Origin of the sequence: Paenibacillus thiaminolyticus (assembly GCF_007066085.1) — a bacterium.
In the GTDB taxonomy this organism is placed as follows: domain Bacteria; phylum Bacillota; class Bacilli; order Paenibacillales; family Paenibacillaceae; genus Paenibacillus_B; species Paenibacillus_B thiaminolyticus.
The window spans coordinates 3621778-3644619 of record NZ_CP041405.1 but is presented as its reverse complement, the minus strand read 5'-3'; the positions used below and the strand labels follow the sequence as shown (position 1 = coordinate 3644619).

General features: G+C 52.4%; 14 protein-coding genes and 2 riboswitches. Of the genes, 9 read left to right on the top strand and 5 right to left on the bottom strand.

Annotated elements, in window-relative coordinates; all coding sequences use genetic code 11:
- The first annotated feature begins 111 nt into the window (after positions 1 to 111).
- On the top strand, positions 112 to 5175 hold the full coding sequence (locus FLT43_RS16130; RefSeq protein WP_087440396.1) for a MucBP domain-containing protein: 5064 nt from the start codon (positions 112 to 114) through the stop codon (positions 5173 to 5175).
- A 67-nt stretch (positions 5176 to 5242) separates the two neighbouring features.
- Here FLT43_RS16130 and FLT43_RS16125 read toward each other — a convergent pair whose 3' ends face one another.
- Positions 5243 to 5896 carry an anthrax toxin lethal factor-related metalloendopeptidase gene (locus FLT43_RS16125; RefSeq protein ID WP_087440397.1) on the bottom strand — a complete coding sequence of 218 codons (654 nt, stop codon included), beginning with the start codon at positions 5894 to 5896 and terminating at the stop codon, positions 5243 to 5245.
- A gap of 98 nt (positions 5897 to 5994) precedes the next feature.
- A riboswitch (cyclic di-GMP riboswitch) is annotated at positions 5995 to 6082 on the bottom strand.
- Positions 6083 to 6187: 105 nt separating this feature from the next.
- Positions 6188 to 6277: riboswitch (cyclic di-GMP riboswitch) on the bottom strand.
- A 242-nt stretch (positions 6278 to 6519) separates the two neighbouring features.
- Here FLT43_RS16125 and menA point away from each other — a divergent pair.
- Complete coding sequence (menA, locus tag FLT43_RS16120) at positions 6520 to 7473, top strand: 1,4-dihydroxy-2-naphthoate polyprenyltransferase (RefSeq protein ID WP_087440398.1); 954 nt, start codon at positions 6520 to 6522, stop codon at positions 7471 to 7473.
- Between the two features lie 145 nt (positions 7474 to 7618).
- On the opposite strand, the gene FLT43_RS16115 is transcribed toward menA, so the two are convergent.
- Positions 7619 to 7750, bottom strand: a complete 132-nt coding sequence (locus FLT43_RS16115) for a DUF4023 domain-containing protein (RefSeq protein ID WP_087440399.1) — start codon at positions 7748 to 7750, stop codon at positions 7619 to 7621.
- Between the two features lie 258 nt (positions 7751 to 8008).
- Between FLT43_RS16115 and FLT43_RS16110 the strand changes: the two genes are divergently transcribed.
- From FLT43_RS16110 to FLT43_RS16100, 3 genes are all read left to right on the top strand, one after another.
- Positions 8009 to 8530 (top strand): hypothetical protein, encoded by a 522-nt coding sequence (locus FLT43_RS16110; protein WP_087440400.1) that lies wholly within the window; start codon positions 8009 to 8011, stop codon positions 8528 to 8530.
- Between the two features lie 126 nt (positions 8531 to 8656).
- Positions 8657 to 9352 carry a response regulator transcription factor gene (locus FLT43_RS16105; protein WP_087440401.1) on the top strand — a complete coding sequence of 232 codons (696 nt, stop codon included), beginning with the start codon at positions 8657 to 8659 and terminating at the stop codon, positions 9350 to 9352.
- A gap of 13 nt (positions 9353 to 9365) precedes the next feature.
- Positions 9366 to 10535, top strand: a complete 1170-nt coding sequence (locus tag FLT43_RS16100) for a sensor histidine kinase (RefSeq protein ID WP_244194009.1) — start codon at positions 9366 to 9368, stop codon at positions 10533 to 10535.
- Positions 10536 to 10590: 55 nt separating this feature from the next.
- On the opposite strand, the gene FLT43_RS16095 is transcribed toward FLT43_RS16100, so the two are convergent.
- Positions 10591 to 11160 carry a GNAT family N-acetyltransferase gene (locus FLT43_RS16095; RefSeq protein WP_087440403.1) on the bottom strand — a complete coding sequence of 190 codons (570 nt, stop codon included), beginning with the start codon at positions 11158 to 11160 and terminating at the stop codon, positions 10591 to 10593.
- A 239-nt stretch (positions 11161 to 11399) separates the two neighbouring features.
- Between FLT43_RS16095 and FLT43_RS16090 the strand changes: the two genes are divergently transcribed.
- The 4 genes from FLT43_RS16090 (at position 11400) to pdxR (ending at position 17103) form a co-directional block, all read left to right on the top strand.
- A complete protein-coding gene (locus tag FLT43_RS16090) occupies positions 11400 to 11870 on the top strand; it encodes a MarR family winged helix-turn-helix transcriptional regulator (RefSeq protein ID WP_087440404.1) in 471 nt (156 codons plus the stop codon).
- A gap of 144 nt (positions 11871 to 12014) precedes the next feature.
- Positions 12015 to 13379: a serine hydrolase domain-containing protein gene (locus tag FLT43_RS16085; protein ID WP_087440405.1), complete on the top strand. Its 1365-nt coding sequence runs from the start codon at positions 12015 to 12017 to the stop codon at positions 13377 to 13379.
- A 119-nt stretch (positions 13380 to 13498) separates the two neighbouring features.
- Positions 13499 to 15478, top strand: coding sequence for a serine hydrolase domain-containing protein (locus FLT43_RS16080; RefSeq protein ID WP_164776637.1), 1980 nt, complete (start codon positions 13499 to 13501; stop codon positions 15476 to 15478).
- 179 nt (positions 15479 to 15657) lie between these two features.
- Positions 15658 to 17103 carry a MocR-like pyridoxine biosynthesis transcription factor PdxR gene (gene pdxR, locus FLT43_RS16075; RefSeq protein WP_087440407.1) on the top strand — a complete coding sequence of 482 codons (1446 nt, stop codon included), beginning with the start codon at positions 15658 to 15660 and terminating at the stop codon, positions 17101 to 17103.
- A gap of 125 nt (positions 17104 to 17228) precedes the next feature.
- Here the strand turns inward: pdxR and FLT43_RS16070 are convergent, their stop codons facing one another.
- Together FLT43_RS16070 and FLT43_RS16065 are read right to left on the bottom strand one after the other, a co-directional pair.
- On the bottom strand, positions 17229 to 19712 hold the full coding sequence (locus tag FLT43_RS16070; RefSeq protein WP_087440408.1) for a beta-mannosidase: 2484 nt from the start codon (positions 19710 to 19712) through the stop codon (positions 17229 to 17231).
- 16 nt (positions 19713 to 19728) lie between these two features.
- Positions 19729 to 22767, bottom strand: coding sequence for a cellulase family glycosylhydrolase (locus FLT43_RS16065; RefSeq protein ID WP_087440409.1), 3039 nt, complete (start codon positions 22765 to 22767; stop codon positions 19729 to 19731).
- Between the last annotated feature and the right edge of the window lie 75 nt (positions 22768 to 22842).

The window sequence follows — 22842 nt, the reverse complement described above, 5'->3', positions numbered from 1 at the left end:
TAGGGCGGTTCTCCGCGGTATTTTTGGCCCGCAGAACGATATAAATAAGACGTGAGGAGGCAATTTTTACTCTGCAAAGGAGGACTCAGATGAAAAAATGAGGAGGAAACTATGAAACGCCGATTCAGACTAGTAGTTACATGGTTGTGTATGTTGAGTGTCGCATTTGGGACGATTCCGGGCACGATCGGCGCCCAGGCGGCGAGTTCCGGGGAGCTTGAGTGGCCGAATCCGGGAGCGGTGAAGCTCACGAAGGAAGCCAACCCGGTCGAAGGCAAGCTGGATGAATGGGATATTACACTGACCGTCGAAGGCAAGAACCTGAAATCGGGCTCCTCCGATGTCGTGCTCGTGATCGACAAGTCGGGAAGCATGACCCAAAAACCGAACCAGAATCGATTGCCAAAGGCGAAGGATGCAGCCAAGAAATTCGTTGACAATCTGTTGATTGAAGACTCGGACACGAGAATTGCAGTAGTGACCTTCAATAAGACTTCTGATCAGGTATCTGACTTCAAAGGCCTTGACCAGAAGACGGAATTGAAACGTGCCATTGATAATATACAGGCGACCGGGGGAACGAATATTCAGGCAGGACTCCACGAAGCTCAGGAACTTTTAAAGACAAGCCAGGCCAACAACAAAGTGATCGTTCTGCTGAGTGACGGGGAGCCGACGTATAGTTACAAGGCGTCTACTGCAGTAAAAGGTTCATGGGGAAATAATAGCCATCAGTTTATTCTTTCTGATTTTAACTACAAAAACATTATCGGGTCGGGCTCCAGTTTTAGCCTAGGATCTAGCTGGTATGGTTTGGGCAAGGAAACTTGTGGTTGGTGGAGCTGCAGCTATGAGTTTGAAATTAAAGACAATGGCATCGGCACGATTTCCGAAGCCAAGCTGGCCCATGATGCCGGAATCGGCATTTATTCTATCGGGTTGGATGTGGGGAGCAATAGCAATGCAACCAATACGCTGAAGGATGTAGGGAACAAAGGTTATTATTCGGGCAGCAGCGACAGTCTGGAGCGAATCTTCTCCGAGCTGGCCAGCAAAATTGCCTTTGCCGCTGAAAATGCGGTAGTCACTGACCCGATGGGGGACATGTTCGATCTGAAGTTGAAGGGGAGCTCCTTCGGCCCGGACGACTATAAGGTCTCTCAAGGGGAGGTCACCTGGAACCCGCAAACCGAGACGTTCAACTGGGACATCGGCAATGTCACGGAAGGCAATCCAGCGACTCTTACTTACCGGGTCAAAATGGATCACTCCAAAAATCCGGATCCGAAACAATTGTACCCGACTAACAAGACAACGACGATGAATTACACCGATGCGAAGGGTGACCGTACGTCGAAGGATTTCGAAGTGCCGAGAGTGGGCTTGGGCAAAGGTTCGATTCTTGTAAAGGCGTATAAGGTCAATGCCAACGGCAAGCCGGTCAATTCTGACGGTCAAGAAGTCGAGCGTCCTGATTTGGCCCAAGAGCTGTACAGCCGCTACCACGAGGAGAATGGAAGCGATGCGCTTGAGGTCGGCCAATCCTATACCATTCCAGCGCCAACGGTGCCAGGTTACACGTTGAGAGTTGGAGCTAATCCAACGAAGGTTGATTTAACGGTAAGCAAGCCATCGCCAATTATTTGGTTCGGTTACAACGATGTCCCTAACAAGCTTACGATTGTTCATCAATCGGGAGACAAGGTGCTGGATCGCAGTGATGCGGACAAAAAGCCGGGCGAATCGATTGATATAAGCAGCAAGAATTTCGCCGGATATGAGTTCGCCAGTGCCGAGGTTAGCGAGGGCAGCGGACTGAGCGTGGACCAAGGGCATGTAACGGGCGTGATGCCTGCCAAGGATGTAACGATTACTTTTCATTACACAGCAAAGGATCAGAGCGTAAAAGTCCGTTACGTAGACCGGGCAACAGGCAAGGAACTGCTGGACCCAAGTGTGAAGACAGGGAAGACCGGGGAAGAGCTTACGCTGAAAGCCGAAGAAATTGCGGGCTATGAAGCGGAAGAGCCGAAATCAGTGAATTATGTGCTGAAGGCTGGCGAAAATCCGGATCATGTCTTCTACTACAATGGAACAGAGCAAAGCGTAAAGGTTCGCTATGTAGAACGGGCAACAGGCAAGGAACTGCTGGACCCAAGTGTGAAGACAGGGAAAACCGGGGAAGAGCTTACGCTGAAACCCGAAGAAATTGCGGGCTATGAAGCGGAAGAGCCGAAATCAGTGAATTATGTGCTGAAGGCTGGCGAAAATCCAGATCATGTCTTCTACTACAATGGAATAGAGCAAAGCGTAAAGGTTCGCTATGTAGACCGGGCAACAGGCAAGGAACTGCTGGACCCAAGTGTGAAGACAGGGAAAACCGGGGAAGAGCTTACGCTGAAACCCGAAGAAATTGCGGGCTATGAAGCGGAAGAACCGAAATCAGTGAATTATGTGCTGAAGGCCGGCGAAAATTCGGATCATGTCTTCTACTATAAGGCTAAGAAGCAGACGGTCACCGTGAAGTACCTGGAAAAGGGTACGGATAAAGTACTGGCTGACGAAACGACGAAAGAAGGCGTAACGGGTCAGACGGTAACGTTGGAAGCGAAGCCGATTCCGGGTTACACAGCGGAGAACGAGACGTATGAGTACACGTTCAAAGCAGGTAAGAACGAGTATATTTTCTACTACACGGCCAAGGAACAGACGGTAACCGTGAAGTATCTGTTGGAAGGCACAACGGATGTCGAGGTTGCCGCCCCGGATACGTTCACAGGTCCAACGGGCTCGATGAAGCTGCTGACAGCGAAGCCGGTAGAAGGGTATGAGCCAGAAGCGCCGAGTGAACATACTTATACGTTCACAGCGGACGCCAACCAGGAGCACATCTTCTACTATAAGGCTAAGAAGCAGACGGTAACCGTGAAGTATCTGCTGGAAGGCACAACGGATGTTAAGGTAGCCGATCCGGATACGTTCACAGGCCCAACGGGCTCGACGAGGCTGCTGACAGCGAAGCCGGTAGAAGGGTATGAGCCAGTAGCGCCGAGTGAACATACTTATACGTTCACAGCGGAAGGCAACCAGGAGTACATCTTCTACTACACGGCCCAGAAGCAGATCGTAACCGTGAAGTACCTGGAAAAGGGTACGGATAAAGTACTGGCTGACGAAACGACGAAAGAAGGCGTAACGGGTCAGACGGTAATGTTGGAAGCGAAGCCGATTCCGGGTTACACAGCGGAGAACGAGACGTATGAGTACACGTTCAAAGCAGGAACGAACGAATACATCTTCTACTACGTCGGAAGCAGTCAGACGCTAACAGTGAAGTACCTGGAAAAGGGTACAGACAAAGTACTGGCTGACGAAACGATGAAAGAAGGCGTAACCGGGCAGACCATCGAACTGACGTCGGAAGAAGTGGCGGGCTACAAGCCGTTGAACGCGACGCACAAGTACACGTTCTCGGCAGAAGCTGACCAGGTGTATACGTTCTACTACACCAAAGATGATCCGACAGGCGAAGAGCGCACCGTAATCGTGCATTACGTCGATCGGGCGACGGAACAATCCCTGAAGGAGTCCACTTCACGCACCGGGGAAGTTGGGTCGGCGCTTACGCTAACGGCGGAAGACATTACGGTGACGGATGCGGTCTACAAGCCGGAACGGTATAGCGTCGAGTACACGGTGACAGCAGACACCGAGCAGGAATACACCTTCTACTATAACAAAGTAAATGAAGGCGAGACGTACACGGTAACGGTTCACTACGTGGATCAAGAATCGAATCTGGCACTGCAAGCTCCGTCCACCCATTCCGGCAAGTCCGGGGAAGTGCTGTGGTTGAGAGCGGATCAGATTACCGTCACCGATGCCGTATATACGCCGCTCAAATTCAATGAGCTTTACACGATTACAACGGCTCCTGATCAGCAGTATACGTTCTACTATGTGAAGGGCGAGCATGGGGATTTCCAGCTTCTGACGATTAATCATCTGGAAGCCGGGACGAACCATGTGCTGAAAGACTCCGAGCGAGTCAAGGGAAGAGCCGGCGATCAGATTTTGTACTGGACGTCTCCGATTACGGTGACGGGCGCCGTCTATCACCCTGAGCATTCAAGTTACCCGTATACATTCAGTGACGAACCGGAGCAGATGTTGAATATTTTCTATAAAAAGGACTCATCCCAGACGAAACGCCAGGTGACTGTGAAGTATCTGGAGCAGGGATCGGGCCAACAGCTGGCTGCGCCGACGACGCAGAGCGGCAAGCCGGGAGACCAAGTCACGTTGACAGCGGTCTCGGTATCGGGCTATACGCCGGTGAAGTCGAGCGGCACGTACACGTTCACCGATGCGGAAGGACAGGAATATATTTTCTATTATACGAAAAACTCGTCCAATCCGGATCCGGGTACTGGCGGCAGTTCGGGAGGAAGCACCACGACAATAACGCCGTCGCCGAAGCCGCTGCCACCGGTGCCGCCATTGCCGCCGGTTCCGCCGAAGCTGGATATGGAGAACCACTACAATTACATCAACGGTTACCCGGATGGCACGGTGAAGCCGGAGAATCAGATTAGCCGGGAAGAAGTCGCCGCTATCTTCTATCGTCTGATGGAGAACGAGAGCCGCGTGAACTATCTGACCGACCAGAATTCGTTCTCGGATGTAGCCAAGAAGCGGTGGTCGAACAAACATATATCGACGATGGAACGTGCCGGCATCATCACCGGATATCAGGATGGCACCTTCAAGCCCGGCCAATCCATTACGCGGGCGGAGTTCGCCGCGATTGCGTCCCGATTCGATAAGCTCAATGATCAAGCGAACGGCATGTTCTCGGATATTTCCGGACATTGGGCAGAGAAATATATCGTATCGGCGGCCAACAAAGGCTGGATTAAAGGTTATCCGGACGGCACCTTCAAGCCGAACCAGTACATTACGCGGGCGGAAGCGATGGCTTTCATTAACAGTGTGCTGAATCGGAAGGTGAAGGCAGCCGATATCCACGAGGATGCGAAGCAATGGCCGGACAACAAGCCGGGCAAATGGTACTATTCGGACGTGTTGGAAGCGACGAACCACCACGAGTACAGCCGTTCCGAGGACGGTTATGAGACGTGGGATTCCATCCAGCCTGACCGGGTATACCCATAAGGCAGGCTCGCCTCATGAACAAGAAGCTCCTTCCGCGGCATCTGCCCGGAAGGAGCTTCTATGTCTATTATGGATTAGCGAACAGCTTGTCCATGAATTCATAGGTGAGCGGGGTGAGCTCCTTGAGTTCTTCCCGTGTCGCATCGCTGTATACATACAAGCTGGCGGTCTCCGCGAAGTATTCGGTCGGATGGACCGACACGTAGCCGTCCCCGTTATACTTGATATTCGCTTCCTGATTGAAAATGTTCTTGAATTCCTCGGTGCTGCTGATTTCATTGAAGACGATGCGGTCGACCGCATGCATGGTCTCGTGAATTTCCAGATTGAACGAATTGTGTCCATGGCCCTTGTTGCTGTATCCGATGCGGGCGGCGACAATGCGCTCGCTGACGCCGGGAACATCGTCCCATGTCATGCCGGTGCCTTCCCAGCCTCGCGGCGTCACGCCCTTCAAATAACTTAACTCCGGTTCATTCGTAATGATGTCGTTCGTCAGCTTGATTGTGACGCCCTTGTCATACAGCTGGTTCAGAATTCGGGCGGGGATCTTGGCCAGCCGTTCCTTCATGGCTTCGGCTTCCTTGACATTATATTCACTGCTTGGCAGCACGACTAATTTATTGATAATGGCATCCTCGGCGTGAACCGGATAGACCGGTACCGTGAACAAGATAACGGCCAATACAAGCAGGCCCAACAGACGCTTGTCCCATTTCATCGCAATCTCTCCTCTGAAGCCCGGCGCCTCTGCTTCCGCAACTCTTCCTGTCCATCCGGATTGGTAGAGTTGAGCGCGCAGCTGGCGCTTGCTTCAATATTGGTAGCTGGCTGGCTGAGCGCTGGCAGCGCTGAAGCCCCTATAGCTTTGCGTCCCTGCTTTTCAACAGGTTTGCCTTTGTCAATACGGAGTTGACCTGTTCCTTCGCTTGTCCATCCTAATGAAAAAGCCCCGCTTACCGAAGTAAGAAGGGCTTGGGAACGTTCGCGAAAGACACGTCAAGCTATCTCTATCGGTAACTGGCTGGCATAGCGAGTATCATTCGCTGAAGCCCCTGTAGCTTTGCGTCGCCATCTTTCGATGGGTTTGCCTTTATCACTAGGATAGATATGCGGTTGGAATAAAAATCTAGTGATCTATCTACCTTTAGATTAATATTGATAGATTGCCTTGTCAAGATGAAACCGCGTGCGCGGACTTGGTTTTTACAGGCTTTTTTGCGGCCATTTCGGGAGATACTAAGGAACTGGACGGCCCTTGGATCTGGTGATAAAGTTTAGAGGAAAAGAAGCAAGACAGAAAGAAGCCTCAACGGGTGCTGTACATGCAAAGGAGTATGAAACGTGACAATCACAAGCTTTCTCAAGCTGGTCGAGATCCAGACCAAAACCGCCAGCATGATCCCCTTCTTTATCGGGAGTCTGTATGCTGTCTTTCGGTTCCAATCCTTCGAAGTCAGCCATTTCTTGCTGATGCTCGCCTCTCTGCTGTCCTTCGATATGGCGACCACGGCCATCAACAATTATTACGATTACAAAAAGGCGATCAAAACCCATGGCTACGGCTATGAGGTCCATAATGCGATCGTGCAGTACAAAATGAAGGAATCGACGGTCGTCGCCACCGTCATGACGCTGCTCGTCATTGCGATTAGCGCAGGGGTTGTTCTGTTTTTGCAGACCGGCCTGCTGATTCTTCTTTTAGGCGGATTATCGTTTTTGGTCGGCTTTTTGTACTCGCTTGGACCGGTCCCGATCTCCCGCATGCCGCTAGGGGAATTGTTCTCCGGGTTGTTCATGGGGTTCGTCATCATCTTCATCTCCACGTATATCCATGTGGAGGATCATCAGCTGGCGGCCTTGTGGCTGGAAGACTGGCATGTGAAGGTCGATATCAATATTATCGAGGTTCTGCTGGTGTTCCTTATCTCCATACCGGCGATTCTGTGCATTGCGAATATTATGCTGGCCAACAATATTTGCGACATGGAAGACGATGTGGAAAATAAGCGGTATACGCTCCCGGTCTATATCGGGAAGGCGAATGCGCTGGCCTTGTTCCGCATCATTTATTATGCATCCTATCTGGACCTCATCGTCCTGTTCATCTTGAAGGTCAATCCGATTATTCTGCTGCTTGTCCTATGCACGCTGATCCCGGTGCAGCGCAATATCCGCGCATTCCAGCAGAAGCAGACCAAGGAGCATACCTTCGTTTTGGCGGTCAAAAACTTCATCATCACGAATATGGCCCGAATTGCCGCTCTGGGTGCAGCGATTTTGCTCAACCTGATATAGCGGTGTGCCGCATTGCAGAATCATTTTTTGCCGTAAGGCATTATCCCCCCTGCGTTCGTCTAATCAGACGGGCAGGGGGGATGAACAGGTTGGCGGGGGAACCATTGGGAACGCGGCGGTTCCCGCGCTCCCCTTGGCATTTCCTCTACTTATTGGTGCTGTGCTGCTTGTTCGGCAGCTTGTTGCCCGGCGAGCCTTTGCCCTGCCTCTGCTGATTGCGCTCCGCCTTCTCCTGCGTTTCCTTGAGCTTCTCTACATACTCATGCGTATTTTCCATCGTCGGCACCTCCTTAGTCCTTAGGCTCTTACTATTGCCAACTCTCCTCCCTTTGATTCGGCGAGAGCTATTCCTATGAATATGGTAATATCACAAGAAATGACTATTAATTTTAAAATATGATAAAATAAGTATAAAACATATGAAAAAATCGTTGAAATCCTCCTAAAACCTAACCTTAATCTAACCGTGCTCCCTGTAAACTAAAGTCACAGTTGCAAGTCATTCACCAAAAAAACGAACTGCAGGAGGATTTCTATGAAAAAGGTTAATGTATTAAAAACGGGGATTATGGTGGCTGCCATGGTGGCCGCGCTGCCGCTCAGCGCTTTTGCGGCTACGGGGGCAAGTTCCATCCAAGCGGATTTAAAAACTGAGGCTTCGGGGGCGCTGAAGGCAGCATCCATGGCTTCGTATCCAGAAATGGATAAGGAGCAAGTCTCCGGCTTCGGTATGCAACAAGAATTGGTCCAGGGGATTAAAGATCTGAAGCTGGATCAGAGGACGGAAAAGAAAATTAACGACATGGTCGCTAGCCTCAAGCCCGAGCAAATCACTTCCAAGAAGCTGCAGGAAATAGTCAAGAGCCTTAAGCTTGATCGGAAGACGGACAAGGTATTGAATGAAACAATTGCGAATATCATCGATTCTCAAACGATTAAAGCGGATAAGACAGAGAACGTGAAGGTCGATATACTTACGCTGGAGGCTGGCATGCTGCAAAATATGCAGCGTGAAGGCCAAGATGGCCGCGTAATGCTCACAAAAACAATAAAGTAACAAATGATGTCCGATAGCGTGTGACTTGATACCAATCATAATCTTGCAACTGTATGATGAAGCAGCCAAGCAGCCACAATCCGTGGCTGCTTGGTCATGTACAGGCTCTACGGGGAGTGGATAGCAATGAAAATATTATTAGTTGAAGACGAATTTGCTCTAGCAAATCTTTTAGCGAAGGGACTCAAGAAATGCGGCTACTCGGTAGACAAGGCGATGGATGGGGAAGAAGCTATCGAACTGCATGAAATCAACCAATATGATGTCATCGTGCTGGATTTGAATCTGCCTAAATTGGATGGCATGGAAGTGTTGAAGCTCATTCGCGGCAACAACAAAGAAATCAACATTCTCATACTGTCGGCCCGCTCCGAGATCGAAAATCGCATTGAGGGATTGGATTGCGGGGCCAATGATTACTTGATCAAGCCTTTTGATTTTAATGAACTGGAGGCAAGAATCCGCAATTTGCTGCGGCGCTCGTTCGCGCAGCAGGATACGGTTCTCGCTTGTGGCTCCATCAGCATCGATACGGCTCGGAAATGCGCCTATGCCAACGGACGGCTTATAGAGTTGACCAGGAAGGAGTATTCTCTTCTTCAATATCTGATGCTGAACAAAAACAGTGTCATCAGCGCGGAGCGATTGATAGAGCATACATGGGACAGCGATACAGACTTATTTTCCAACTCTCTTAAATTTCATATCTATTCCTTGAAAAAAAAGCTCGCGGGTGCGATGGGGGATAAGAATATGATCCAAAATATACGAGGCCAGGGGTACATGATCTCCGATTCCGCGGGTGAGCACCATGTTAAATAGGGTGTCGTTGCGTATGAGGTTGACGTTGCTTACCGGCTGCATCGTTATTCTCACCGCCGTATGCGTTACGCTGATCTCCATCCATAATGCGGAGAGCAAATTTGTGAAGCCTTTCATGGCAGGAGCTGTCCCTATGAACAGGACTGAAGGTGATATATCCGACTTTATGAAGGAGATAGAAATTGGGGCTCATCCTGACACAATGGAAGGGGAAAAAGGCGATAATGGGGAATTAAACAATATCTCTGTTCAGGTCAGTACAATAGAGGCCAATGAGAGGTTCGTAGATGCCAGCGTCATCTATATGTTTATCATCATTGCCTTCGGAATGGCCGCAACCTATGCAATCGCGGGAAGAGCTTTGCGTCCGGTGAATCAACTAAGCACAACCATTCGCAACATCAATGAAAATAACTTATCCCAACGCCTTGATCCCATTTCGACGAACGATGAAATCGGGAGTCTGGCCGACTCCTTCAATACGATGCTCAACAGGCTGGATGAGTCCTTCACCAGACAGAAAAGATTCGCCTCCAATGCCGCACATGAACTCAAAACGCCGCTTGCGACTATCAAAGCCGGGATTCAGGTATTGAAATTGGATGAGTCCCCCTCTATTGAAGACTACAGAGAAACCGTGGATATTACGGAACAAAGCACCCAACGGCTCATTGATGTGGTGGAAGACTTAATGCACCTGACTGCAGACAGTCAGGAGAGCGCAACGGACGTGATTGATTTGTCTGAAGCGCTACAGCCGATCGAGCAGGAGCTGGAGCCGCTGCGCAAGCAGAAGCGTGTCCAGATCCAGATAGGCGAATGCAGCCATCCGATTGTCGGCAATAAGACGCTGGTGTACAGGGTCTTGTTCAATCTGATCGAGAATGCGGTGAAATACAATACGCCCGGCGGCAAAGTTCAAATCTCCACCGCGCGGCGCGGATCTCATACAATTATCCAAATTTCGGATACAGGCATAGGAATGCGGGACGAAGAGCTTCCGCACATATTCGAACCTTTTTATCGTGTCGATAAGTCACGCTCCCGCAATATTGCAGGTTCTGGATTAGGGCTCTCTATCGTCAAAGCCATTATGGAAAAACATAACGGTTTTATCAAGGTCCAGAGCAGGCCGGACGTTGGCACAACGTTCGAGGCGGCGTTTCCAACGCTAAGCAAGTGACCGCATCGGTATGACGGTGATCGGAAAAGGGGCAAAATGCCCCTGATTCATCGGGTTATGCGCGGTTGCGGTACTCATGCTCCAGGATGCTCATTATAATGGAATCATGATACGCATGATTGTAATACAGGGCGTCGCGCTGCACGCCTTCGCGCCGGAAGCCCATTTTCTCGTAGACGTGAATGGCGCGTTCATTGAAGGCGAATACGTTCAATTCAATCCGATGCAGCTGCAGAATGCCGAAGGCGTATTCCAGCAGCAAGCCGATCGCTTCGCTGCCGAACCCTCTGCCCTGATTCGCGGGCGCATCAATCGCGATGCGCATGCCAGCGCTGCGGTTAATGCTGTCGATATCCTGAAGCTCAATATCCCCGATGATTTGATCGGATTCGCGGATCGCGATCAGCAGCAGCATGTCGGAAGCGGATTGTGTTTTGCCTTCGATATGACTGGCGACTTGCTCCTTCGAAAAATGCCGCTGCGTCCCCGTCAATCGTCTCATTTCCGGGTTGAACAGCATCTGGTAATAGAAGTCTGCATCCTCCGAGCTGATTGGACGCAAGTAAATGCGCTTGCCTTCCAAAAATCGAACCGGTGCTTCTGTTTTTGGTCTGTCGGTGGTCATGATATTCCCCTCCTGAGTGTTCTATTTTTTACTATAGCCAACAACTGTATATATAGAAATATACAGATTATCGGAAATTAAAAGGACAGATAGGCTCATGCAGACGTGCGCGCTCTTATTTCCGTAGGGAATGCCGCTTTGAGGCAAGGTGAGAGGGAAGTCTGGGTTGCAGAACCGAACGGAATGGATTAGAATAGAAAACAATTAAGATAACTTAACTATTAAGGAGGTGGATGTAATTGAAAAAGGCAAGCGACGACCTTATCCGACTCGTCAAGGAGATGACTGAAGCGGATTATGCCATGAATGTCATGCTGCTTCAAGCTCATGAGTCGCTGATCGACAGCGAGATTACAGCGAAGCAGACGATATTGCTCGATCTCGTTCACAACCATGGGCGTCTGACGGTCAGCGAGCTTGCGGATCGGATGAAGGTCTCCTCCAGTGCGGTCAGCCAGATCGTCAGCAAGCTGGAGAAGGCGAAGTACGTCAGCCGGGAGATCAACCCGAACAACCGCCGGGAAATTTTCGTTCGCCTGGACGAGCGCGGAGCGGAGCATTTCGCCCGGGAGGAGGAGTTAGAGCGGACCATTATCGACCGCTACTATACCCAGCTCGATTATGAAGAAGTCGTGGCATTGAGGAACATTATCATGAAGCTCAAAGGAATCGTAGAGAAGGATTGTCAGGGCGGGGCAGAGACGGATTGATGCTTCATGCCGGAATCTGAAGGACATCCCCGGGCAGGAGAGGGAGGGCTCTCCTTTGGCCAACAGTTAAGTTATCTTAATAATTAAGTTAAATCAATCATTATTGACTTGCGAAAATAGGTATAGAAAAGGAGAGAGCGGAGTATGGAAACGAAGCGCCAGCGGTTCGAGCGATTATTCAGCAAGTTGGAAGAGCAGGGAGGAATGAGCGGGGTCTTCATCGCCGCCGAGCAGGGCGAGATAATCTATCAGGCCGCCTTTGGGGAGGCCGACCAGGAGACGGGCCGGCAGCTAACGACGGGATCAGTATTCGATTTGGCATCGCTGTCGAAGCCGTTCACGGCGACGGGCATCATCTTGCTGGCAGAGCAGGGGAAGCTGGGTTATGACGACCCGGTAGCCCAGTGGCTGCCGGAGCTTCCTTACCCGGGGATTACGATCCGTCATCTGCTCTGTCATACGTCAGGACTGCCGGACTTTATGGAGCTGTTCTGCGAGCACTGGGATCGGAAGCGAATCGCGACGAACGCCGATGTATTGGCGATGCTGGCGGAGCATCGGCTGCCGGCTTATTTCGAGCCGAATGAGAGCTGGCTGTACAGCAATACCGGCTATGTGCTGCTTGCGCTGATTATTGAGCGGGCGACGGGGCAGATCTTTGCCGACTTCATGCGCGAGCGGGTCTTCCTTCCGCTCCGTATGAACGCTTCGAGAATCTACAGCCGGAGAATGGAGGACGATGTGATGGACAATTACGCATACGGTTATGTGTATGATCATCATTCTTCCTGGTATGAGCTGCCCGACCTTGTGCCGGAGACGCAATATGTCGTCTACCTTGACGGTATCCAGGGAGATGGCGCGATGAGCTCGAACGTGCATGATCTGCTCGCCTTCGACCGGGCACTCCAAGCCGGGAAGCTTGTCAGCGGGCCATCGCTTGAGCAAGCGTATGCTCCCGTTCGCCTGAACAATGGGGAGACATTCGATTATGGGTTCGGCTGGATAGTAGAAGATAAGGAAGGAAAAGGACGCGTCGTTAGCCATAGCGGCGGCTGGCCGGGGTATGCCTCCCTCCTGAACCGCTATCTGGAGGCTGATATGACACTGATTTATTTGCGTAACCGGGAGCAGGATGTCGAGTTCGACCAGGCGGTTATCGACGCCGCCGAACAAATTTTGTTCGACCAGCCTTATGAGATTCCGCAGCGGCCGTTAGAGAAACGGATTGCTTCCGTCGACACGGGTTTATATCCGTGCTATGCCGGACTGTACCAACAGGAGGACGGAGGGGACGGGATCATCTCCGTTTTGATTGAGGACGGCCGGCTTTACTTGCAGACTCCCGGCACCGTGCGCGTGGAGCTGTACCCGGCCAGTGACACGAGATTTTTCGTTCGGTTGATCCCGGTTGAAGTGAAGTTCATCGTTCAGGCAGTTCAGACGCGGGCGGAGAAGCTGGTAATCGTCGAGGAGGGGCATGAGACGCATGCCGTACGGATCCGATAACGGGATCTCCGCTGCTGCGGACGCCCCTGCAGTCGTGGCCATTGATGTCAAGAGAGAAGGGAACAGGGATGGGGAGTATGATGAAGATAGGGATCAGAGCGGTCAAAGGAGTGATTGTCATGACCATCGCAGGAATGGTCTTTTCCGGTCTTGGGTACGGTCCGACCACATTCGCTGCGGCAGACAAGGCCCGTCAAGCCGGTCCGGCTGACGCGCGTGAACTGGAGCAGTTTGCGGATGCTTTTTTTGAGAAGAGAGAACCGAAGGATGCCGGTGGCGCTGTCGTTGTCGTCGTCAAGGATGGGAAAGTGCTGCTGAAGAAGGGGTACGGGTATGCCGACATGGAACGGAAGGTGCCGGTTGATCCGGATAAAACCGTATTCCGCATCGCCTCCGTCTCCAAGACATTTACGGCGGCCGCGGTCATGCAGCTGGCGGAGCAGGGGAAGATCGATTTGCACGCCGATATCAACCGCTATATGGGGGATATTCGCATTGACAATCCGTTCAAGGAGCCCGTGACGATGCATCATCTGCTGACGCATACGTCTGGATTTCAAGTTACGTTGGAGACAATGGACGATTTCCCGGAAGATCTGTCCCGCACGGTCTCGATCCAATCTTATATTAAGGAAAGAATGCCGCCGGTGGTTCGCAAGCCGGGCGAAGCTTATATGTATGACAATTTCGCCTACATCCTGCAAGGCTATATTATAGAGCAAGTCTCCGGGATGCCATTCCATCAATATATGAAGGAGCATATTTTCAAGCCGCTAGGGATGGCCAGCAGCGATTTCCTGCTGACGAAGGAGGTGCTGGAGCGGCTGGCTACCGGTTATGAGCGTGGCGGCAAGCCGATTTCGGTGTATGGCGTAACGCCTACGGAAGGGCCGGACGGAGCGATGAACACGACAGGCAGTGATATGGCCCAATTCATGATTGCGCAATTGAATGGCGGCGCCAATAACCACGGCCGGATACTTCGTTCGGAGACGGTCGAGGCCATGCAGATCTACCGTGAGCCGATACATCCGGCGTTCCCCGATGCGACGTACGGCTTCGAGAGCGAGCCTAAGGGCAGCAACGGGCAGCATGTCATTTCCAAGGGCGGAGATCTGCTCGGCTTCGCCTCCTGCATGTGGCTGCTGCCGGATCAGAAGACAGGCATATTCATCTCCGCCAATGCGGAAGGGATGCTGCGCTCGGACTGGTATGCCGCCTTCATGAACCAGTACTATCCGAAGAAGGAGCAGGCGCGGACGTTCCTTCGGACGCCGATGGAGCAGCTTCGGAGGTTGGAAGGGGTCTATCTCGATCTGAGAGTGAAAATTCTGCAGACCACCGTTACGGCAACGGGAGACGGAGAGCTGTTGGTCGAGGATGTGCTAGGGCGGCACTCCGCGAAGCAGATCGATACGCTTCTGTTCGAGGATGAAGCGGGGAAGCTGCTTGCCTTCAAGGAGAATAGCGATCATACGGTCGATTATTTGAAATACCTGAATCCGGTCAGCTACGCCCAGAAGATCACGAAGCAAGCCTTCCGTGACGTGGCCCAGGACAGCCCTTATGCCTCACATATTCATTATTTGCAGGCCATTGATCGGGCGGCGGGATTCAAGGATGGGACCTTCCGTCCGGAGAAGCCGGTGACACGGGCGGAATTGATCGCCCTTATGATGCGCGCGTTAGGCTATCCGCTGTCCGAACAGCGTCCGGCGTACGCCGATGCGGCGAACCATTGGGCCCATGCCGAGATTCAGACGGCCCTTGAGCTCGGTCTGGCGGAAGGAGTACCGGAAGACCGGTTCGGTCCGGAGGAGACGATCAGCCGGCAGGAAGCGGCAGAGATGATCGTACGCGGCATGGCGCCGATTCTGGAGAATGCCCGCCCGGATCTGAGCGGCGTGAAGCTGGCCGAGGGAACCGACGATACGTATGCGGACAGCGTGAAGACGATGGCGGCGTTGGAACTGTACGGGCCGGAAGTCAAGCTGCTCGCGGACGGGGCCGTCGACTTCGCGTCCCGGCAGGCGATGACCCGCCAGGAAGCGGCGCTGGTCATGTCGAAGCTGACGGATTTGATGCTCAAGGCGATGTGACCTGACGTCAGAGCGATGGCGGCATGGCCGCCGCTTCCCGCCAGTCGCCGAGGAAGCAGACCAGCCGCCAGTCCGGAATCAACGTCAGGCTGGCAGATTGGCCTATTTCATGAGCGTCAGCTCCTGTATACTTTGATTATCTATATTTTCAGTTAATGAACAGGTCAGTGGAGGTTGCCATGCTGTTGATTCCGAGGCTTGATGATAAGAGCCCTATACCGCAATATTTGCAGCTTGTCGATTATATCAAACGCGAAATCGCATCCGGCCGTCTGGCCGAGCAGACGCGGCTTCCTTCTATCCGGGCGTTAGCCGACTACCTGTCGCTCAGCCCGACGCCGGTGGAACTGGCTTATAACCAGCTGGCCGCGGAAGGATTCATTGCCAGCGTGCCGCGCAAAGGGTATTATGTGCAGCATTTGCCGGAGCCGTACCTGCAGCTCGGGATCGGGGACGCGGAGCCGCAGCGGCCTTCGGAAGCGGATGGCGTGACGAAGCGGGCGGCGCCCGCCCGTGACGCGGGAACGTATCCGTATGATTTTCATTTGTCCAGCATCGACGGCGCCCATTTTCCATACCGGGTGTGGCGAAGCATCTTCCAGGAGCTGCTCGTGCCGGAGCGGAAGGAGCTGCTCTGGTACGGAGATCCGCAGGGAGAGCCGGGCTTGCGGGAGCAGATCGCGAAATATGCGCATCAATTCAGGGGAGTCCGCTGCACGAAGGAGCAGGTTATCGTCGGTTCGGATCCGCATGTCCTGCTGACCCTGCTGGCCAAGCTATTGCGGGAGCATGCCGGCCATATCGCGGTGGAGAATCCGGGCTATCTGCTCTGCCCGGCCACGTTCCGCCAGCAGGGCTACGAAGTGACGCCCGTGTCGCTGGAGGAAGACGGCATTCATATCGGCGAGCTCTATGACAGCGCCGCCCGCATCGTCTGCGTCTCCCCGTCCCATCAATTCCCGCGCGGCATGATTATGCCGATTGCGAAGCGGCTTCAGCTGCTGGAATGGGCCCGGCGGACGAACGGCTTCATTATCGAGGACGACATCGACGGCGAGCTGCGCTATTACGGCCGCCCGATTCCGTCCTTGCAGGGGCTTATCCCCGAATCCGATGTCATCTATCTGGGCGGGTTCGCCCAGGTGCTCGCTCCGGCGGTCGGCATTCACTATATGATCCTGCCGCCATCGCTGCTGGGTACGTACCAGCTCATGGAATACTATACGCTGTTCGAGCAGTCGGCCCCCCGCTGGAACCAGCACGCGCTGCAGCTGTTCATGGAGCGGGGGCATCTGGAGAGGCATGTCCGCCGGATGCGTACCTTGTACCGGAACAAGCATGACTGCCTTATTTCAGCCATCCGGCGGCATTTCGGCGAGAGCGCCGGCATTACCGGGACGGATGCCGGGTTCCATATGCTGATGAGGTTCGAGAGCCCTCATAGCGATCAAGAGCTGGTACGGAGGGCCAGAGAAGCCGGCATTCGCCTGGCCTCGGCAGCGTTCACCTGGCTGCGTCCGCCTGCGGAGAGCCGCACAGAATTTTTCCTCGGCTTCGGCGGCATTCCGATCGACCGGATCGACGAGGGAATCCGCCGCCTGAGCGAGGTCTGGCTTGGGGATTGAGCAGAGCGGAAGCGGCTGCATGAGGCGGAATGACAATTAAGACAATGCAACAAGGAGAGAGGACGTTCCTCTCTCCTGCTTTGGAATAATGCGCGCTGCTGGATAGCAGGCTTCTATCCGATTGATTAGAGCGTGAGATACGAATCGAACAGACTTCGGATTTGCAGCTCATCTTGCAGTGTGCGCAGGGAAGCAGGCTTTGACAGATTGGCTTTCATGACTCGAATTTGTTTCGGCTCCCCGGCAGACACATGAAAATAGTTATCTTCGAATATGGCATCTATATTCGTGAAATCAAGCTCCACAAAGAGCGCAAGCTGGCTCGCCTGCACCTGGATGACAAAACAATCGTCCTCCTCGGACACAACCGCATGCAGCTCCGGCTGCTGGAGCTGATAATGCTTCGGCTTCACAAATAGCGCATAACCATCGCTAACTACTGCCCCGTCCACGAGCAGCTCATACTCGACGTACACATTGCGCTTTATCTTGTCGCTCACTATCACATCCGAAAAATCCAATGTAACCCATTCGCGAGCGGACAGGGGATTGGCTTCCATGTCGATGCTGCCCTGTTGAACAATAGCGGAAGAGCCGTCTCGCAGCCTCCATACCACCGTACCCTTGACTTGATCGCGCGTATCGTTGGTCACGCATAGCTTCACTTGAGAGCCTTCTTCTTCGGCAGACAGCAAGACAGGAGCATGGAATCGCTTGGCGCTGTAATGGAGCGCCTTCCATCGGCCGTAATAATCTAGGCTGGACCACGAGGCGACAGGCCAGCAGTCATTCAGCTGCCAGTAGATCGAGCCCATGCAGCGCCCGCGGTTGCGGCGCCAATGCTCCACGCCATATCGCATCGCTTCGGCCTGCAAGAGCTGTGACACATAGAGCAGGGAACTGAAATCCTTCGGATTCAGGAAGTTATCCGAGATTCCGGCAAGAATTTTACCGTTTCCGGCCTCGTTTTTCTGATGACTTTCCATGACAGGCGTAAAAATATTCCGGTCACCCGGCTCGGTGAAGGTGCGGACTGTTTTCAGTAACGGGAAGGACTGAAATCCGAACTCGGAACAGAACCGGAAGTAATGCTTTCGGTATTCCGTAAATTTTTTGTCTCCGTGCCATACTTCCCAGTAATGAACATCTCCTCTGTGATAGGCATTCGGCTCATCGAAGCCGCCGCCCGACGAGGGGGATGCTTTCCAATAAAAGGTGTTCGGATCATGGGCTTTGGTGATTTCGGGAATGATGATTTCAAATTGCTTCACATAGTCTGTTTTTAACTTCTCCCGCTTCGGAAAATCCCAATCGACCCAAGCCATTTCCATTTCATTATTGCCGCACCATAGGCCCAGCGAAGCGTGATGCCGGATACGTCTGACATTGTCCGCGATTTCGCTAATAATCTCTTTGCTGAACTCCTCGTTCATTTCGTATTCCGCACAGGCAAACATATGATCCTGCCACACAATCAACCCGTATTGATCGCATAAATCATAGAAATAGTCATCCGGATAGAAGCCCCCGCCCCATACCCGAATACAATTGAAATGGGCTTCAACGCAATCCCGAATCAAGCGCTCGGTTCGCTCAATGGAATGCCTGTCCCTGATATTGTCTTCCGGTATATAATTGGCGCCCATGGCGAAGATGGAGACACCATTGATGACGAACTCGAACGATTCACCCCATTGATCCGGCTCATTCCTTACCGTCAAGGTGCGAAGACCTACGCGATAGACTTGGTCATCCACGGTGGCGGACCCGCTGCGAAGCCATAGCTTCAATTCATAGAGCGGCTGCTCGCCCAGTCCATTCGGCCACCACAATTCCGGCTCGTCCACATGAAGCTGTATATGGTCTGTCCCGCCAGCGATGGGACGCGCATCCGACACCAGCCTGTTCCCGTCCGGCGCAGTCAGCTCTGTAATCAGCTCAAGCGGCGCATTGCCGTATTGTTCGACAGAAACGCGGATATCCAGCATGACACTACCTGATTCTTGATGCTTCTGCGTAAGGTAGACATCGTCCAATCGCCCCTTCTCGTAAGCAGCCAAGTAAATATCACGCCAGATTCCGCTGTCAGGGAGCTTCGGGCCCCAGTCCCAGCCGAACATATGATGGGCTTTGCGCAAATGAGGAAAGCCTTGCACGACATAGTCGCCGTTTGCGGCCCACAAGGCTAGCTCCTTTTGCTTCCTCTCGACGTACTGAACCGGGGAGTGAAAGCGAATGTGAAGTAAGTTGTGTCCTGGCGTAATCAATTCATCAACGGCAAAACGATACGTGCGGTGCATATTGAAGGTATGAGCAAGCTGAACGCCGTTCAAGTGAATGTCAGCGATGGTATCGAGACCTTCGCAGCACAGCTCGAGTTGATCGGCAGCTTCCAGCAACGACGGCTCGACCCAGAACTCCCGTTCATATTCGTAGTCATTATAAAAATGACCAAACACTTCATATTCCTGTTCCTTATAATAGGGATCCGGGATCAGACCGGCCCGAAGCAAGTCAGAAGCAACAGATCCGGGGACTTGAGCCGGAATCCAATCCTCCTCCAGAGCAGATTTCATTCTCCACATTCCGTTCAGATCAAGCTTAATCATTTCGTTACCTCTCTCACTATTTGGCTTGTATGATGGAATCATTTTTATAGCTGGCTATGACCGTACCGTCCTTATCCAACGTAAAAAGACTGCTTCGGTTGCTTCCAACCGTTAATGAATACGTCTGATTAAGAACATGATCTCGAATGCGGAGCGTCTGGTCTGCTCCGGTCTCATTGATAATCGTATAGAGGATGCCGTCCTGCCAGTTCAAGCGGCTCACGAATATTCCGCAGCTGTCGCCTTCCAATTGGAACGGCTCCGTCACTTGCGCTTCCCGAATCAGATCGGCATAGATCTCTTTCAAAACATGAGGCTCTTCCGCAAGCTCAATCGGAAGCGGGATCCAGATCAAGCGGCCTTTGCCAAGCGGGATATTCACGGCCGCCTCGCCATTCGCCCCGTTCTCTTTGAAGGCTCTGCCGGCATTATGGTGGGCAAAGGACAGCTCGTAGCTCTTGTCGGCATATGTCAGACGCTCAAATCGGGACAGCGGCTCCAAGCTTGTATCCCCTACCAGTCCCTGCGCCCGATTGGTTTTGGCGAAATATTCGTTCAATGAAATCGGTCCGGTAATCACCAAGGTCGTCTCCATCTCACGAACAAGGGCCATCAATTTTTCGAATTGCTTTCCGTCGATATGATGCGGACTTGGCAGGAAAATCAGCTTCGGCTGAGCTTCGAGAAGCGGCTCCAGTTCATATTCGCTCACACCCATGGCCAGTTGTTTATTGTAATAGGCCAACACTTTGATGATTTGGGCCGTTGCCTGCTGCGCAAAATTTTTGTTGGAAAAGTCATTCGTAAATGGAAAAATAACCGCGATTTCTTCCTGCTTCGCCATATCACTGATATAATCCTGAGATTGCGCGAAGAACTCTGCGAACTGACGGCTCACTTTCATCTCCGGCTTCTTGCTGCCATCCGAACGAATGGCTCCAATGTTCGATTCATTGGCGCTCTGCAAGTAGCAGTTCGTATTCCAGACCCACTGGATAACGCCTGCGCAGCGAGTGGCAAAGGCATATGCGAATTTTTTCTCCAGCAAATCAGCGATCTCCCGTTCGGTCCGGCGCGGGCTGTTATCCGCATTTTCCAAGTACATAATGCCCGTCTCCTGCACGAGCAGCGGCTTGCCGTAGTACTTCGTGAAGACCGTATCCCATACCAGATCATCAAGCAGCCACCAGGTGTGCTGCGCATTATAATCCAGCAAATCGCCAATTAAGAGAGGCGTGGGCCGTTGGCCCCGGAGCGCCTCATCCTGTCCGACCGTCACCAACTGCAATGGCTGCACTGCAGTAATAACCGCCTTCATCTCCTCCGTCCATTGGCGGAACATATGGGTGCAGAACTGCAAATAATCTTGCCAGATCAGCCCGTTCTTACTGTCGCCCATGTCCGTAATATCGAAATTGATATGCTGCCTCTCAGGAAGAGGCAGGGCCGAAAAATCAGGAACATCCGATATCGGAATATCGAGTGCGGCAGCCATGGTCTCTACCGATTGATACTTCTCGCGCATATAGGCCTGAAACGCATTTCTCTCCAGTACATCATCATCGCTTCTTCGTTGGGACGGATGATCGGAGACATAGGGCTCGTTGATGAGATCCCAATCCACATTGGTCGTATGTTGATGTCTGCCCACAATGTGGGCAATAAACCGTTTCTGCGCCTCCAGGCTTCGTATATCCAAATAAGGGTGGCTGCCTTCCCAAGGCTCAGGCACAAACGTGAAGAACGTAAAGGTAACCTGCAGGCCATGGGCCGCCGCACATTGTATAAACGCATCAATGCTGCGCAGGATAAATTCATCGAAATGCCCGTCATCCAGCATGAACCTTCTCCAGTTGCACCACATCCCTGTGCGAATCCAGTTGATCCCCTGTTGCTTCATGTCTCTCATATCATCCATCCAGATTCCCGGATTCGGATATTGCAGGAAGGCGCGGGAATAATCGCTGGACATATACGTTGTCCCGACCACAGGGGCAGGTTTTCCGTTGATGATAAAATAGTCGGTGCCGCATTTCACTCGCTCGCTGCTGCTTAGCAACTGGTCATCCCTCACCCAAAAGCCTTGCTTGAACTGCCTCCGCTCCCCATCCTGGCTGGTGGCGCTCATCAATATCTCATAGTGGCCAGGCTTCAGCTCGCAGTCAAATGGTACTTGATCCGTAAGGGTAAAGGATGACCCGCTTACCTCCCGATCTGCCGAAGCAATTATGTCGCCAGCGTGTATTAATTCAAGGTGGCAGTGCCAGGCGCCATCCATTGCCGGGTTTTCGATTTGGATGGTCACGCTAGCTTTCTCGCCGGGCAGATAAGAAGCGAAGGAAGGCTTGATGAAAATCTCTCTGACTCCTCTGGCGGCAAATGCTCCTAAATCGGTTACCGCTTGCGCGAAGCTATTCCGGTCCTCCGTGCTTATCTCCTGATTGACCCAAATCCACCGGCCCCCGCGATATTTCCCTGCGCGGTTCTCGATCAAGACCACCGGTGAGCTGTAATGCTCTCCGTCTTGGGTCAGGCCCTTGACCAGCGGGGAAATGGCGGCATCCATCGAACCGACGGACCCCCATTCCTTGGGAACATATTTATTTTTGGTCGGCACCATAATCAAATTACGAGTATCTTGAACCTCCAATAGCGGCATAAGGGAGTCCGCGACCGGATTCATCCGATTCACCTCATATGCGGCAATCCCGCATTCCTCGGCGCCGACATTCATGAAGCTGTGGATGTTGAGCTTGCGAAGATAGCTCCACTGCTGCTTCTGCACATCCCAGCCGGTTCCGTTCCAGATGACCGGATACTGAAAAGGGACATCTCCAAAATGAAGGAAACCGTTCCCCTGTTCCAGAAATCGCTCGATCGTCTCGAAGGCGTCCATCGGGAAATAAGCCCCATGCATATTTACAAATACATCGAAGGATTCCGTCAGGTGATGCCGCAGCTCCTGAGCACTGCAGGACACGGCATGAGGAAGATCGATGGGAACAGGACGATAACCGGGGAAGGCATCATCGCTGAAAATCAATATGTTACACATGGTCAACCCTCTTTCTGATCGTCATTCGTGTCAGACAAATCAAAAGGCTGCCTCCAAGAGCGCAAGCCGGTAAGA

Coding starts and splice junctions, on each gene's coding strand:
- FLT43_RS16130 (WP_087440396.1), top strand. CDS start 112: ATGAAACGCCGATTCAGACTAGTAGTTACATGGTTGTGTATGTTGAGT.
- FLT43_RS16125 (WP_087440397.1), bottom strand. CDS start 5,896: ATGAAATGGGACAAGCGTCTGTTGGGCCTGCTTGTATTGGCCGTTATC.
- FLT43_RS16115 (WP_087440399.1), bottom strand. CDS start 7,750: ATGGAAAATACGCATGAGTATGTAGAGAAGCTCAAGGAAACGCAGGAG.
- FLT43_RS16110 (WP_087440400.1), top strand. CDS start 8,009: ATGAAAAAGGTTAATGTATTAAAAACGGGGATTATGGTGGCTGCCATG.
- FLT43_RS16105 (WP_087440401.1), top strand. CDS start 8,657: ATGAAAATATTATTAGTTGAAGACGAATTTGCTCTAGCAAATCTTTTA.
- FLT43_RS16100 (WP_244194009.1), top strand. CDS start 9,366: ATGAGGTTGACGTTGCTTACCGGCTGCATCGTTATTCTCACCGCCGTA.
- FLT43_RS16095 (WP_087440403.1), bottom strand. CDS start 11,160: ATGACCACCGACAGACCAAAAACAGAAGCACCGGTTCGATTTTTGGAA.
- FLT43_RS16085 (WP_087440405.1), top strand. CDS start 12,015: ATGGAAACGAAGCGCCAGCGGTTCGAGCGATTATTCAGCAAGTTGGAA.
- FLT43_RS16080 (WP_164776637.1), top strand. CDS start 13,499: ATGACCATCGCAGGAATGGTCTTTTCCGGTCTTGGGTACGGTCCGACC.
- pdxR (WP_087440407.1), top strand. CDS start 15,658: ATGCTGTTGATTCCGAGGCTTGATGATAAGAGCCCTATACCGCAATAT.
- FLT43_RS16070 (WP_087440408.1), bottom strand. CDS start 19,712: ATGATTAAGCTTGATCTGAACGGAATGTGGAGAATGAAATCTGCTCTG.
- FLT43_RS16065 (WP_087440409.1), bottom strand. CDS start 22,767: ATGTGTAACATATTGATTTTCAGCGATGATGCCTTCCCCGGTTATCGT.